The 14,076-nt window shown below is 67.3% G+C and carries 10 protein-coding genes; 4 read left to right on the plus strand and 6 right to left on the minus strand.

The window, feature by feature from the left end:
• Nucleotides 1–99: 99 nt before the first annotated feature.
• From RT688_RS13940 to RT688_RS13950, 3 genes are read left to right on the plus strand one after another with little or no spacing between them, the layout of a single operon-like run.
• Nucleotides 100–4,119: an FAD/FMN-binding oxidoreductase gene (locus RT688_RS13940; protein ID WP_313705455.1), complete on the plus strand. Its 4,020-nt coding sequence runs from the start codon at nucleotides 100–102 to the stop codon at nucleotides 4,117–4,119.
• Nucleotides 4,116–4,574 carry an HIT family protein gene (locus RT688_RS13945; RefSeq protein WP_313705456.1) on the plus strand — a complete coding sequence of 153 codons (459 nt, stop codon included), beginning with the start codon at nucleotides 4,116–4,118 and terminating at the stop codon, nucleotides 4,572–4,574. Before RT688_RS13940 ends, RT688_RS13945 begins: the two co-directional genes overlap by 4 nt.
• 8 nt (nucleotides 4,575–4,582) lie before the next feature.
• Nucleotides 4,583–5,020, plus strand: a complete 438-nt coding sequence (locus tag RT688_RS13950; RefSeq protein ID WP_313705457.1) for a DUF971 domain-containing protein — start codon at nucleotides 4,583–4,585, stop codon at nucleotides 5,018–5,020.
• 11 nt (nucleotides 5,021–5,031) lie between these two features.
• Here the strand turns inward: RT688_RS13950 and RT688_RS13955 are convergent, their stop codons facing one another.
• The 6 genes from RT688_RS13955 to RT688_RS13980 all read right to left on the minus strand — a co-directional run bounded on the left by RT688_RS13955 (nucleotide 5,032) and on the right by RT688_RS13980 (nucleotide 13,011).
• On the minus strand, nucleotides 5,032–5,991 hold the full coding sequence (locus RT688_RS13955) for a fasciclin domain-containing protein (protein WP_313705458.1): 960 nt from the start codon (nucleotides 5,989–5,991) through the stop codon (nucleotides 5,032–5,034).
• A 331-nt stretch (nucleotides 5,992–6,322) separates the two neighbouring features.
• Nucleotides 6,323–6,526, minus strand: a complete 204-nt coding sequence (locus RT688_RS13960; protein WP_182990774.1) for a cold-shock protein — start codon at nucleotides 6,524–6,526, stop codon at nucleotides 6,323–6,325.
• 203 nt (nucleotides 6,527–6,729) lie between these two features.
• Nucleotides 6,730–7,458 (minus strand): LytTR family DNA-binding domain-containing protein, encoded by a 729-nt coding sequence (locus RT688_RS13965; protein WP_313705459.1) that lies wholly within the window; start codon nucleotides 7,456–7,458, stop codon nucleotides 6,730–6,732.
• Nucleotides 7,455–8,582 (minus strand): histidine kinase, encoded by a 1,128-nt coding sequence (locus tag RT688_RS13970; RefSeq protein WP_313705491.1) that lies wholly within the window; start codon nucleotides 8,580–8,582, stop codon nucleotides 7,455–7,457. Before RT688_RS13970 ends, RT688_RS13965 begins: the two co-directional genes overlap by 4 nt.
• Before the next feature lie 42 nt (nucleotides 8,583–8,624).
• Entirely contained in the window at nucleotides 8,625–10,622 is a 1,998-nt protein-coding gene (locus tag RT688_RS13975) for a M13 family metallopeptidase (protein ID WP_313705460.1), read from the minus strand.
• A 172-nt stretch (nucleotides 10,623–10,794) separates the two neighbouring features.
• Entirely contained in the window at nucleotides 10,795–13,011 is a 2,217-nt protein-coding gene (locus RT688_RS13980; protein ID WP_313705461.1) for a response regulator, read from the minus strand.
• A gap of 320 nt (nucleotides 13,012–13,331) precedes the next feature.
• Here RT688_RS13980 and ubiE point away from each other — a divergent pair, with 320 nt between their 5' ends.
• Complete coding sequence (gene ubiE, locus RT688_RS13985) at nucleotides 13,332–14,066, plus strand: bifunctional demethylmenaquinone methyltransferase/2-methoxy-6-polyprenyl-1,4-benzoquinol methylase UbiE (RefSeq protein WP_313705462.1); 735 nt, start codon at nucleotides 13,332–13,334, stop codon at nucleotides 14,064–14,066.
• Nucleotides 14,067–14,076: the final 10 nt, after the last annotated feature.

Genomic DNA, 14,076 nt, shown 5'->3' on the forward strand with positions numbered 1-14,076 from the left:
TTGCTTGCGCCTTCCGCGGCAAATCCCCCTAACCCAGCGTTGTGCGCCGCAATAAGCTAGAATGATTGTCCTTCGGGCCAGTCCAACCTCATCTCATCCATGAACGCCCCAGCACAAATCCACACCCTCCTCGCCGACAACGCGCCGGCACGCCTGCGCGAAATCCCCTACAACTACACCTCGTTCTCCGACCGCGAGATCGTGATCCGCCTGCTGGGTGAGTCGTCGTGGAAGCTGCTCGACGAGCTGCGCGGCGCGCGCCAGACCGGGCGCTCGGCGCGCATGCTGTACGAGGTGCTGGGCGACATCTGGGTGGTGCGCCGCAACCCCTACCTGCAGGACGACCTGCTGGACAACCCGAAGCGTCGCCAGAAGCTGATCGACGCGCTGCACCACCGCCTGGCCGAAGTCGAGAAGCGCCGGGTCACGTCCGATGCTACGGTGGACGCCAGCGAAGGCGATGCCGCAACCGCCGCCGCCCGCAGCGCCGCCGTCGAGCAATTGCTGCAGGCCGCGCGCAAGGCCGTCGACGACTTCGGCCGCGAATTCCGCGACATGTACGACCTGCGCAAGCGCGCCCGCGCCGTGCTCGGCGCCTACACGGACAAGCGCAACATCCGCTTCGACGGCATGCACCGCGTCTCGCACGTGACCGACGCCACCGACTGGCGCGTCGAATATCCCTTCCTGGTCCTGGTTCCCGACAGCGAGGAGGAGATGGCCGGCCTGGTGAAAGGCTGCATCGAACTCGGACTGACCATCATCCCGCGCGGCGGCGGCACCGGCTACACCGGCGGCGCGATTCCCCTGAGCCCGATGTCGGCCGTGATCAACACCGAAAAACTGATCGCCCTGGGCGAGGTCGAGATGACCCGCCTGCCCGGCGTGGCCCGCGACTACGCGACCATCCACACCGGCGCCGGCGTGGTCACCCAGCGCGTCTCGCAGGCGGCCGAGAAGGCCGGCTTCGTGTTCGCGGTCGACCCGACCTCGGCCCACGCTTCCTGCATCGGCGGGAACATCGCGATGAACGCGGGCGGCAAGAAGGCCGTCCTGTGGGGCACGGCGCTCGACAACCTGGCGTCCTGGCGCATGGTCGACCCGAACGGCGACTGGCTGGAAGTCACGCGCATGGACCACAACCTGTCGAAGATCCACGACGCGCCGGTCGCCACCTTCAAGCTCGAATGGACGCATCCGGCGGTGAAGGGCGCACCGAAGGGCGCGCCGTTCCGCACCGAGACCCTCACCATCGAGGGCCGCAGGTTCCGCAAGGAGGGCCTGGGCAAGGACGTGACCGATAAATTCCTGGCCGGCCTGCCGGGCATCCAGAAGGAGGGCACGGACGGCCTGATCACGTCGAGCCGCTGGATCCTGCACAAGATGCCGAAGTACACGCGCACCGTGGCGCTGGAATTCTTCGGCCAGGCGCGCGACGCGATTCCGTCGATCGTCGAGATCAAGGATTACCTCGACAGCCTGCCGAAGAGCGGCAAGCCCGAATTCGCCACCTTGCGCCTGGCGGGCCTGGAGCACCTGGACGAGCGCTACCTGCGCGCGGTCGGCTACGCGACCAAGTCCAAGCGCGGCACGCTGCCGAAGATGGCGCTGTTCGGCGACATCGTTGGCGACGACGAGAACGCCGTCGCCATGGCCGCCTCGGAAGTCGTGCGCATCGCGAACACCCGCGTCGGCGAGGGCTTCATTGCCGTCAGCCCGGAAGCCCGTAAAAAATTCTGGCTCGACCGCGCCCGCACCGCAGCGATCGCGCGCCACACCAACGCCTTCAAGATCAACGAGGACGTCGTCATCCCCTTGAACCGGATGGGCGAGTACACCGACGGCATCGAGCGCATCAACGTCGAGCTGTCGATCAAGAACAAGCTGCAACTGGCCGAGCAGCTGCGCACCTATCTGTCGGGCGGCAACCTGCCGCTGGAGAAGAGCGACGACGCCACCGGCGACACGGTCGCGCGCGACGAGATCATGGGCGACCGCCCGCAGCAGGCGGTCGAACTGGTGGACAAGGTGGCCGCGCGCTGGACCTATGTGCTGGCGAACCTCGACCAGCCGCTGCGCGCCGTGCACGCCAGGCTCGACGAGCTTGGCCTCGGCCAGCTCTCCGCCGTGATCGACCAGCGCATCGGCACCCAGCCGGGCGCCACGCTGTTCGACGTGGTCCAGGACCATACCGTGCGCGTCTCGTGGAAGAACGAACTGCGTGCGCCGCTGCGCCAGATCTTCAATGGCGCCGCCTACAAATGCATCCTCGACGAGTGCACGGCGATCCACAAGCGGGTGCTGCGCTCGCGCGTGTTCGTGGCCCTGCACATGCACGCCGGCGACGGCAACGTTCATACGAACTTGCCGGTGAACTCGGACGACTACGCGATGCTCCAGGACGCGCACCAGGCGGTCGAACGTATCATGCGCTTGGCGCGTTCGCTGGACGGGGTGATCTCGGGCGAGCACGGCATCGGCATCACCAAGCTCGAATTCCTGACAGACGAGGAGATCGGCGACTTCCGCGACTACAAGCTGAGGATCGACCCGGAAGGCCGCTTCAACAAGGGCAAGCTCCTGAACCTGGAAGGCGCCCACGCCGACCTGCGCAACGCCTACACGCCGTCCTTCGGCCTGATGGGCCACGAGTCGCTGATCATGCAGCAGAGCGACATCGGCGAGATCGCCAACAGCATCAAGGACTGCCTGCGCTGCGGGAAGTGCAAGCCGGTCTGCACCACCCACGTGCCGCAGTCGAATTTGCTGTACTCGCCGCGCGACAAGATCCTGGCGACGTCGGCCCTGATCGAAGCCTTCCTCTACGAGGAGCAGACCCGCCGCGGCGTCTCGATCCGCCACTGGGAAGAGTTCGAGGACGTCTCGGACCATTGCACCGTGTGCCACAAGTGCGTGACCCCGTGCCCGGTGAACATCGACTTCGGCGACGTTTCGATGAACATGCGTAACCTGCTGCGCAAGATGGACAAGCGCAGCTTCAAGCCGGCCAACCGCGCGGCCATGTTCTTCCTGAACGCGACCGACCCGACCACCATCAACGCCACGCGCAAGGCGATGGTCGACTTCGGCTTCAAGGCCCAGCGCCTGGGCAACAGCCTGCTCAAGGGCTTGGCCAAGGACCAGACCAAGGCGCCGCCGCCGACCACCGGCAAGGCGCCGGTGCGCGAGCAGGTGATCCACTTCATCAACAAGAAAATGCCGGGCAATCTGCCGAAGAAGACGGCGCGCGCCTTGCTCGACATCGAGGACGACAAGGTTATTCCTATCATCCGCAACCCGAAGACCACCAGCGCCGACACCGAAGCCGTGTTCTACTTCCCGGGCTGCGGCTCGGAGCGCCTGTTCTCGCAGGTCGGCCTGGCCACCCAGGCCATGCTGTGGGAAGTGGGCGTGCAGACCGTGCTGCCGCCGGGCTACCTGTGCTGCGGTTACCCCCAACGGGGAGCGGGCCAGTACGACAAGGCCGACAAGATGGTGACGGACAACCGCGTGCTGTTCCACCGCATGGCCAACACGCTGAACTACCTCGACATCAAGACGGTCGTGGTGTCGTGCGGCACCTGCTACGACTCGTTGGCGAACTACGAGTTCGAGAAGATCTTCCCGGGCTGCCGCCTCATCGACATCCACGAGTACCTGCTCGAGAAGGGCGTCAAGCTCGAAGGCGTGAACGGCACCCGCTACATGTACCACGACCCCTGCCACACGCCGATGAAGATGCAGGATTCGGTCAAGACCGTGAACGCGTTGGTGCAGACCGTGGACAACGTCAAGATCGAGAAGAACGAGCGCTGCTGCGGCGAGTCCGGCACCTTCGCCGTCACGCGTCCGGACATCGCGACCCAGGTCCGCTACCGCAAGGAGAGCGAGATCGAGAAGGGCGCGGCCAGGCTGCGCGCCGACGGCTTCGAAGGCGAAGTCAAGGTGCTGACCAGCTGCCCGTCCTGCCTGCAGGGCCTGTCGCGCTACAACGGCGACGCCGGCACCAGCGCCGACTACATCGTCGTCGAGATCGCCAAGCACCTGCTGGGCGAGAACTGGCTGCCGGACTACGTGGCGCGCGCCAACAACGGCGGCATCGAAAGGGTCCTGGTATGACGACGACGCCGATCCGCGAACCGGGCTGCGAACTGTGCGACCTGGCCGCCTTGAGGCCGGTCTATGCCGACAGCAAGCTGTCGGTGATCATCGTCGACGATGCCAACTATCCCGGCTTTTGCCGAGTGATCTGGCGCGACCACGTGCGCGAGATGAGCGACCTGTCGCGTGAAGACCGGCTGCTGCTGAACGAAGCCGTCCACGAGGTCGAACTGGCCGTGCGCGAGGTAATGAAACCGACCAAGGTCAACGTGGCCAGCCTGGGCAACGTGGTGCCCCACCTGCACTGGCACGTCATCCCGCGCTACACTGACGACGCGCACTTCCCGGCGCCCGTGTGGGCGGCGGCGGTGCGCCAGACTGAAGAACCCGTCCTGGCCGCGCGCCGCGCGCTGCTGCCGGACCTTGCCGATGCAATTTCCAAGCGTTTTGCGCGGCGCATGAACCAAGGATAAACACAGACATGCCCAACCCGACCGAACTGGCCGTCCGCCAGAAATCCCGCCTGCTCGACATCGCGTTCGACGACGGCAGCAATTTTTCGATCCCTTTCGAACTGCTGCGCGTGTATTCGCCTTCGGCCCTGGTGACCGGTCACGGCCCGGGCCAGGAAGTGCTGCAGATCGGCAAGCGCGAGGTGGGCGTCACCGGCGTCGAGCCGGTCGGCAACTACGCCATCAAGCCGATCTTCGACGACGGCCACGACAGCGGCATCTATACCTGGGCCTACCTGTACAAGCTGGGCAGCGAGCACGACGCGCTGTGGAAGGACTACCTGGCGCGCCTGGAAAAGGCCGGTTACGCCGGCGACAGCGGCCGCGACCCGAGCAGCGCCCCGGCGCCGGCGCGCAGCGGCGGCGGCGGCGGGTGCGGTAGCGGCAGCTGCGGCTGCGCGAATTAAGCGCGTCCACCCTACAAGGTCGGAATCAGGACCTTGTCGATGACGTGGATGACGCCATTACTTGCCCGCACGTCGACCGCGACGATGTTGGCCAAGGTCGAGGTCGTATCCCGGATGGCCGGCGGCGTGCCTGCCGCGAAGCTGATGGTTTGCATGGATGCCGTCGGCACCGGCGTGTCGTAGGGGATCTGCGTCGACAGGACCTGGCCCGGGACGACGTGATAGGTCAGGACCGTGCGCAGCTGAGCGGTGCTCAGGTTCTGCGGCGCGGCGGCGAACGCAGCATTGGTCGGGGCAAAGACCGTAAACGGTCCGGCGCCGCTGAGCGTGCCTTGCAGGTCGGCCAGCACGAGCGCGCTGACGAGCGAGCTGAAGAGCGGGTTGACCTGGGCCATCTGGACGACGTTCAGGACGCCTGGCGGAATGAGCACTTTGTCGATCCCATGGATCACGCTGTTGCCTGCGGGAATATCCGGGGTGACGATATTCGCCACGGTCAAGGCGGCATCGGTGATCTTCGCGCCATTGCTGAAATCGAACCGTAGCGTGGCGGGCGCATTCTCGAACGTGTAGGCGGTCGCCTGTGTCTGCCCGCCTGCCTTGAGATCGGCAGCGAGCTTTTTCGAACCCAGCACATGGTAGTTCAGGATGCTCTGCAAGGTATTGGGCGGCAATGCGTTGACCATGGCCGTGGCATCGGCAAAGCCCAATTGCTTTGCCAGCGTGTCGAACGCCTGGTCGGTCGGCGCGAAGACCGTCAATTGCGCATTGGGGTCGCTGAAGCTGCCGATGCTGGCCTTGGTCACTGCCGCCAGGAGCGCATTGAACCCTTGCTCCTTCGCGACCGTCGCAATGGTTGCGCTGCTCGGGAAGCCTTCATCTTCATCGTCGTCGCTGCCGCCGCAGCCTCCCAGCGTGACCGCGAACGCAACGACTGCCAGCCCACACTTTAAAAAATTCCTTAGTTTCATTTTATCCTCCAGATCTGTGACGAACAGTGGAAAAAGCTTTCAGGAACGAGCAGTGGCATGAAGGCAAGGGGGCGCCGGTCACGCTTGCTTCTTTCTGGAGTATAGGTACAGGGGATTGCTGCACACGCAGGCAGCACGATTCAATCATCGTCGACACCGGTTCATTTGCAGGACAAATGCGGCCGATGCAGGCGAAACGTGCGTTTTTGAGAACAGGGACCACGACGCGCAAGACCGTTTGGCAGCCCGGATCACGCGTACGCAGGCATGAAAAAAGCCAGCTTGCGCTGGCTTCTTTGCTTTGCGGAACCGGCCAAGGCCGGCGACACACTTACTGCGGCTGGATGTTGGCAGCCTGCTTGCCCTTCGGACCGGTGGTGATCTCGAAGGTCACGCGCTGGTTTTCGGCCAGCGACTTGAAGCCTTGCGCGTTGATCGCCGAGAAGTGGGCGAACACGTCTTCACCGCCGCCGTCAGGCGTGATGAAACCGAAACCTTTTGCATCGTTGAACCATTTAACGGTACCGCTCGTCATGATGTTACTCCCCTAAAGATATTTGTTGTTATGCCTTGCCTTACTACTCGGTGTGGTGCGCATGACGCCAGCGCCGGACTCAACAAAGCGTTTTTATTATAGGGAAAAGTTGACAATAGTGAAGCACAATTCGTCACACTTTTTTATGGTCGAGTGGGTTGAAAGCGACGTTTTATGGATTTTGCATGGTTCAGCACCCTGAATCACAGGCTGAGCGTTTCCTTCAGCTGCGTGGCGTTGCGCCGCGATATCTCTAGTTTCTTCCCGTTATCAAGGGTGACGAGATAGCCGCCGCTGATCGCTTCCTCGATGGCGGCGATCGCGCCCAGGTTGACGATGTGCTGGCGGCTGACCCGGAAGAACATGTCGCGCGGCAGGCGTTCCTCGACGCTGCCCAGCGACTTCTTGACGTAGGCATGGGTGGCGTCGAAATGGACCTGCACGTGGTTCTTGCAGCTCTCGAAGCAGCGGATCGCGCTCAAGGGCACCATGTGGCAGCGCTCGCCGTCCTTGATGAAGATGCGGCTGCCCGCTTCGAGCGGCGCCCTCGGCGCTGCGCCGGGCGCGTCCGGCGCCGCCGGCAGGGCGCGCGCCTCGAGCTTGCGGATGGCCTGCGCCAGCCGTTCGGCGCCGATCGGCTTGAGCAGGTAGTCGACCGTGTCGAAATCGAAGGAACGCACCGCGTACTCGGCGTGCGCGGTGGTGAACACGATGCGCGGATGGTCGTCGAGCCGCGCCAGCAGGTCGAAGGCATCGGCGCCGGCCATCTGGATGTCGAGGAAGAGCACGTCGGGCCGGCTCGCGCGGATCAGGGGCAGGGCGGTGTCGGGATGGTCCGCCTCGCCCACGACCTCGACGCCCGCATGCGCGCCCAGCATGCGCACCAGGCCCTGGCGCGCCAGGCGCGAATCCTCCACCACGAAGGCCTTCACGACGCATACTCCAGCGGCAGCGCCAGGTCGACGCGGAAGCGCCCGCCCTCGTCGCGCACGTCGTGCGCCGCGCGCCCGCCATACAGCAGGGCCAGGCGCTGGGCGACGTGGGGCATGCCGATGCCCAGGCCGCCGTCGGCGCCGCGCGCCGCCGACGGGGCCGCCGGTTTGTCCGCTGGCTTGTCGTTGACGACGGCCAGGCGCAGCATGCCTGCGTCCTGCGCGCCGTCCAGCGCCAGCATGCCGCCCGCGCGCAGCGGCTCGATGCCGTGCTTGACCGCGTTCTCGACCAGCATCTGCAGCAGCAGCGGCGGCACCAGGCAGTCGTGCAGCGGCGCCGGGATGTCGATCGCCACGCGCAGGCGCTCCTCGAGCTGGGCGCCGGCAATCGCCAGGTAGCGTTCCAGGATCGCCAGCTCCTCGCCCAGGCGCACCTTGCGCCGTTCGTCGCCGGCTAACGCGTAGCGCAGGATCTCCGACAGGCCGACCAGCATGTCGTCGGCGCGCCCGGCGTCCTCGTGGATCATGAAGCGGATGTTGTTGAGCGAATTGAACAGGAAGTGCGGGTTCAGCTGGTTCGACAGGCTGCGCAGCTGGGCTTCGCGCAGCGCGGACTGCAGGCGCGCCGTGTCCAGTTCGCGCGCACGGGCGTCGCGGCTGCCCGTGAAGCTGATGTAGAGGAAGATCCAGGCGCAGAGGAAGACCTGGGCCTGCAGGGCGGTGCTGCTGATCGTGCGCGCCAGGTAGTCGCCGAGCGCGAGCGGCGCGCCGCGCGCCGCGTACCAGGCCGACAGCGTGTCCCAGGTGAAGGGCAGCGTGAGGCCGGCCACGCAGGCGGCCACCAGCACCGCCGCCAGGCTCGCATACGCGACCGCGAGCGCGACCAGCCGCCCCATCGGCAGCGCCTTCCAGCCGCGCCGCCTGTACAGCCAGCGAAAGCCAAGCACCGCCAGCGTGTAGGGCAGCAGCCAGATGGCGACCGCCGCGCTGTCCTGCGGCACGAGCGGGCTCCACAGGACGATGGTCAGCAGCGTGACGGCCGCGCAGAAGGCGCTGGCGCCCAGGTGGTAGCACCAGAACTGCCGGTCTGGCGGGAAGAAACGGATGCCCATCGGGATGCCCATCACGGTCTTTGTTTCATGGAAAGTAGCGCCGCAGTATAGCGTTCACCAGGCGCGCAGGCGTTCTTCAAGCGGCAGGAACATGCCGTCGCCGGGGCGGGTGCCGAAAGCCTCGTGGAAAGCGTCGAGCTGCATGGCCGGGAAGTTGGCGCGCAGCGGCGCCGGCGCGTGCGGGTCGCTGGCCAGCAGTTGCAGGGTGCGTTCGTCGCGCCGCTTGACCGCCCATTGACGCGCGTAGGCGAGGAAGAAGCGTTGCGCGGCGCCGCGGCCGCCGGCGCCTGGCGCAGGGCGCGTGCCGAGGGTGGCCTGGTAAGCGCGCCAGGCCAGTTGCAGTCCCATCAGGTCGGCCAGGTTTTCCGGCAGCGTCAGCTTGCCGTTGACGCGCGCCCCCGGCAGCACCTCGGCCGCATCGAAGCGGGCGCTGACGCGCGCGCCGAAGGCCTCGAAAGCGGCGTGTTCGTCCGCCGTCCACCAGTCGCGCTGCACGCCGCGGCTGTCGAACTGGGAGCCGGTCGAGTCGAAGGCATGGCCGATCTCGTGCGCGACCAGGGCGCCGATGCCGCCGTAGTTGGCCGCGTCGTCGGCCCCGGCGTCGAAGAAGGGCGGCTGCAGGATGGCGGCCGGCAGGTTGATCTCGTTGAGCATCGGGTCGTAGAAGGCGTTCGGCTCGAGCGGGCTCATGGCCCAGGCCGCGCGGTCGACCGGGGTGCCGGACAGGGTCGCCAGGCGCAGCCATTCGTGGCGGCGCGCGCGGTCACGGTTGCCGAGGGCTTCGCCGGGCTGCACTTCGAGCGCGCCGTAGTCGCGCCAGGCGGCCGGGTAGCCGACCTTGGCGCGCATGCGCTTCACCTTGTCGCGGGCCTCGGCGCGCGCCCGCGGTCCCAGCCAGGCGATGTCGTCCACCGCATCGAGGGCGGCCAGGCGGATGCGTTCGACCATGGCCTCGACGCGCGCCTTCTGCGCCGGCGGGAAGTGGCGCGCCATGTACAGCGCACCGAGGCCGTCGCCCAGCGCCTCGGCCAGGGCGTCGAGCGCGCGCTCGTCCTGCGGCCGCGGCGCCGCCAGCCCGCCCAGCACCTTGCCGCGCAAGGCGAAGTGGGCCGCGCGGAATTGAAGCGGCAACAGCGGCGCCGAGACGTCGAGCAGGCGCAGCCGGAAGTACAGCTTCCAGTCGGCCAGCGGCAGTTCGCGCAGCAAGGCGCCCACCGCCCGGGCCGCGGCCGGCTGCACCACGTTGACCGCATGGCCGGCGGGAATCGCCGCGCCCTCGAGGAAGGCTTGCCAGGCCAGGCCGGGGGCGTCGCGTTCCAGCGCGCGCGCGTCGAGGGACCGGACACTGGCCGGGTTCATGGCCTCGGCGGCGGGGACGTGGGCGCGCGCCAGGCGCGTCTCGAGCGCCAGCACGCGCCCGGCCGCGCCCGCCGGGTCGGCCTCGCCCGCCAGCCGCGCGAGCGTCGCCAGGTAGTCGCGGTAGGCGTCGCGGGTGGCGGCGAAGCGCGCGTCCGCGCTTAGATAATAGTCGCGTTCGGGCAGGCCGAGTCCGCCCTGCATCACCAGCACCCGGTTGATGCCGGGGTCCTTGAAGTCGGCGAAGCCTCCCCACAGCCACAGCGGCGTCTTGAGGATGCCCTGCACGCGGCCCTGCCAGTGCGCCAGTTCCTGCGCGGTGCCGATGGCGTCGATCTCGGCCAGCCGGGCCTGGAGCGGCGCCAGGCCGGCGCGGTCGATCGCGGCCAGGTCGCGCTGGCTGTCGTAGAAGTCGACCAGCTTGCGCCCGATGTCGGGCGCAGTTCCGGCGGCCGGCCGGGCCTGGCTGCGCAGGTCCTCGACGATGGCGCGCACGCGTGCATTGACGCTGGCGGGCAGGTCGGCGCCATACACTTCGGCGCGGTCAGGCGGGAGCACGGCGGCGTCGAGCCAGGCGCCGTTCGCGGCCAGGTACAGGTTGTCGCGCGGGTCGCCGCCGGCGGCGGCGGGAAGGGGGCAGGACGCGGCAAGCGCCAGCAAGAGGGGGGCGAGGGCAGGGATGGGGCGATGGGGCACGGCGGTCTTCCGGTTCGGGTTCGGGAAAGCCGGCAAGGCGCCGGCCCGGCTTGGGCGTGACGGGCACGCCGCAATGCCGCCAGTATCGGCAAGGCCGGGTAGTGCGCGCGAAAAAGGTGCCGGACGGCGCCAGGCGCGGACGAGCGGCGCAGGACGCGCCCGCGTGGAAGCTTTACGAGGCCGTCGAGCGCGACAGCAGCGCGACCAGCTGCTCGATCGTGTAGGGCTTGGCCAGCACCTGCACGCCCGGCACGGCGATCTGCTGCTCGGTGTAGCCGGAAGCCAGCACCACCGGCAGGCTCGGGTAGCGCTGCCTGAGGATGGCGGCCAGGTCGATGCCGCTGACCTGGCCCGGCATCACGACATCGGAAAACACCACGTCGGGCCGGCGCGCCGCGGCATCGAGCAGGCGCAGGGCGGCTTCGCCGTCTTCCGCCACCATCACCTCGAAGCCGCTCTCGTCCAGGGCGCGCGCGACCGCCTCGCGCACCACCGCATCGTCCTCCACGAACAGCACGGTGCCGCTGCCCTGGATGCGCGCCGGTCCGACGTTGACGGCGGCTCGCGGCACGGCCGTCGCGGCCGTGCCGGTCGCGCGCGGCAGGTACAGGTCGACCCGCGTGCCGATGCCGGCGATGCTGTCGAGGACCAGGGTGCCGCCGGCCTGCACCGCGAAGGCATAGGCCTGGGGCAGGCCGAGGCCGGTGCCCTGGCCGGGCGGCTTGGTGGTGAAGAAGGGATCGAGCGCGCGCGCCATCACCTCCGGCGTCATGCCGCTGCCGCTGTCGGTCAGGCTGACCAGCACGTAGTCGCCGCGCGGCAGCGGGCCGCCGTCGCCCTGCGCGACGTTGCTGGCGTCCACGCGCAGGGTGCCGCCGCCCGGCATGGCGTCGCGCGCATTGGTCGCCAGGTTCAGCAGGGCGACGTCGAACTGCAGCGGCTCGAAGGTGGCCGGCCACAGGTCCTCGGCGCAGTGCACCTCGACCGCGATGTCGCTCTGCAGCGAACCTTTCATCAGCTGCACGGCGCTTTTCAGCTGGGCGCAGACGTCGACCGTGGCCAGGCGGGCCGTCTGCAGGCGGCCGAAGGAGCCGAGCTGGCCGGTCAGGGCGGTGGCGCGCGCAACCGTGCGCTTGCAGGTGTCGAGCAGGTTCTGGACCTTGTCGTTGCCGCGCGTGGCGAAGCTGGTCAGCTGCAGGGCGGTGGTCAGGGTCTGCAGCAGGTTGTTGTATTCGTGGGCGATGCCGCCGGTGAGCCGGCCCAGGGCTTCGAGCTTCTGGTTCTTCAGGAGGGCCTGCTGGGCGCGCTCGGTGGCGGCGACCGCCTCGGCCACGCGCGCTTCCAGATCGGCCTGGGCGTGGTGGATGCGCTTGCCGGCCTCGGCCAGGTGGCGGGCGACGCTGTCGATCTCCAGCCAGTTGGCGCTCTGGTAGCTGACCTGTCCGCCTTCGCCCAGCGCCTGCGCGCTGCGTCCGAGCGCTTCGATCGGGCCGATGGCGCGGTGCGCGAAACGCCGCGCCGCGACCAGGCCCAGCACCAGCAGCAGGCCCATCATGCCGCCCAGCAGGGCCGCCGCGCGCAGCGGCGCGGCGCGCAGCTCGCTGCGCGGGATACTGAGCAAAACTTTCCAGCCTGCGTTCGGCACCGTGCTGGCGTAGCTGCGCGATTCCATGTTGTCGAGGGTGAGCGCGTCATAAACGGCTTCATCCTTGCCAGCAATCTGGCGCAGCGTGCTGGCGCGCGCCGCCTTGCCGACGTACTGCCCCGGCAAGCGCGAGCGCGCAACCACGATGCCGTTGCGGTCGATCACGGTCGCCAGCCAGGTATCGGGCACGCGCTGGCGCACCAGCAGGCGCTGCAGGGAACTGGCGTTGACGCCCATCGCCAACCGGTAGCGGATCTCGCCGTCGATCTTGACCGGGACCTGGATCGCAAAGTCGTGGCGTTTGGCGACCTGCGCCATGAACAGGTCCGACACCAGGGTGCGGTCGAGGCCAAGGCGCTCGGCCAGCGCGCCGAGGTTGGAGCTGGTGCGGACCGGCAGCGCGCTGCCGTAGGGGCGGCGCGTGTTGAGCAGCTGGCGCCCGTCGAGCGCGAACAGGATCAGGGTCGATTCGGGGGGCGGCACGACGCTGCGCGCATGGGCATAAAACGCGGGCAGGTCGCCCGCGGCCAGCGACGGCGACTTGGCCAGCACGCGCAGCAGTTCCTCTTTCTTTTCCAGCTCGTTATCGACCAGCAAGGCCATCGCGCGGGCCGTATCGAGCATGTTCCGGTCCTGCACGGCGCGGGCGTCGCGGTAGACGTAAGCCACGGCGATCGCCGCCGCCACGAAGGAGGGGACCAGGACCGAGAGCACGAGGAGGAGCAGGCGCGACCGGGTACGCATGGTGCATGCAGTGATCGAAAGAAATTCAGGGGAAAACGTGGAATTATACAAAGAGTAAACACCCACGTCGCGCACGGCTGAGCGGATCGGGCGGCCCGACATCCCGGGCCCGCCCAGGGAAGCACGCATTTATTCTGGCGGCGGTCTCGACCACGAGAAAACGCATCCTGCTGCGTTGCACATCCTCGCGCTACCCCGGTATCGCGCCGGTTTGCGCCTTGCCGGACACATTTTTTTTGTGCCCGCTTGCTGCTCGCCAGAATAAATCAGTGCTTCCCTGGCGCTTGTATAATGCGGCAAGATCAAACTGTCCATTCGCTATGACTAATACCACCCATTTCGGTTACAAGACCGTGTCCGAGGACGAGAAGGTCCACGAGGTCGCCAAGGTATTTCACTCGGTCGCGTCGAAATACGACGTGATGAACGACCTGATGTCCGGCGGCCTGCACCGCATCTGGAAGACTTTCACGATCGCCCAGGCCGGCATCCGTCCCGGCTTCAAGGTGCTCGACATCGCGGGCGGCACCGGCGACCTGTCGAAGGCCTTCGCCAAGCAGGCTGGACCGAGCGGGGAAGTCTGGCTCACCGACATCAACGAGTCGATGCTGCGCGTCGGGCGCGACCGCCTGTTGAATAAAGGCCTGGTCACCCCCACCTTGTTGTGTGACGCAGAGAAGTTGCCGTTCCCGGACAATTATTTCGACCGGGTCAGCGTGGCCTTCGGCCTGCGCAACATGACGCACAAGGATCAGGCACTGGCGGAAATGCGCCGCGTGCTGAAACCGGGCGGCAAGTTGCTGGTGCTGGAGTTCTCGAAAGTGGCGGCGCCCCTGCAGAAGCCCTACGACCTGTATTCGTTCTCGGTGCTGCCGTGGCTGGGCAAGCGCATCGCCAACGACTCGGAAAGCTACCGCTACCTGGCCGAGTCGATCCGCATGCACCCGGACCAGGAGACGCTCAAGAGCATGATGCAGGACGCGGGGCTGGAGCGCGTGCAGTACTTCAACCTGACGGCAGGCGTCGCGGCGCTGCATACCGGTATCAAAATGTGAGGGTAGGACG

Source organism: Massilia sp., assembly GCF_032106685.1.
Classification (GTDB): Bacteria; Pseudomonadota; Gammaproteobacteria; order Burkholderiales; family Burkholderiaceae_D; genus Telluria.

Excerpts from the sequence above, each read along its gene's own strand:
- RT688_RS13940 (WP_313705455.1), top strand. The coding sequence starts at position 100 with ATGAACGCCCCAGCACAAATCCACACCCTCCTCGCCGACAACGCGCCG.
- RT688_RS13945 (WP_313705456.1), top strand. The coding sequence starts at position 4,116 with ATGACGACGACGCCGATCCGCGAACCGGGCTGCGAACTGTGCGACCTG.
- RT688_RS13950 (WP_313705457.1), top strand. The coding sequence starts at position 4,583 with ATGCCCAACCCGACCGAACTGGCCGTCCGCCAGAAATCCCGCCTGCTC.
- RT688_RS13955 (WP_313705458.1), bottom strand. The coding sequence starts at position 5,991 with ATGAAACTAAGGAATTTTTTAAAGTGTGGGCTGGCAGTCGTTGCGTTC.
- RT688_RS13960 (WP_182990774.1), bottom strand. The coding sequence starts at position 6,526 with ATGACGAGCGGTACCGTTAAATGGTTCAACGATGCAAAAGGTTTCGGT.
- RT688_RS13970 (WP_313705491.1), bottom strand. The coding sequence starts at position 8,582 with ATGGGCATCCCGATGGGCATCCGTTTCTTCCCGCCAGACCGGCAGTTC.
- RT688_RS13980 (WP_313705461.1), bottom strand. The coding sequence starts at position 13,011 with ATGCGTACCCGGTCGCGCCTGCTCCTCCTCGTGCTCTCGGTCCTGGTC.
- ubiE (WP_313705462.1), top strand. The coding sequence starts at position 13,332 with ATGACTAATACCACCCATTTCGGTTACAAGACCGTGTCCGAGGACGAG.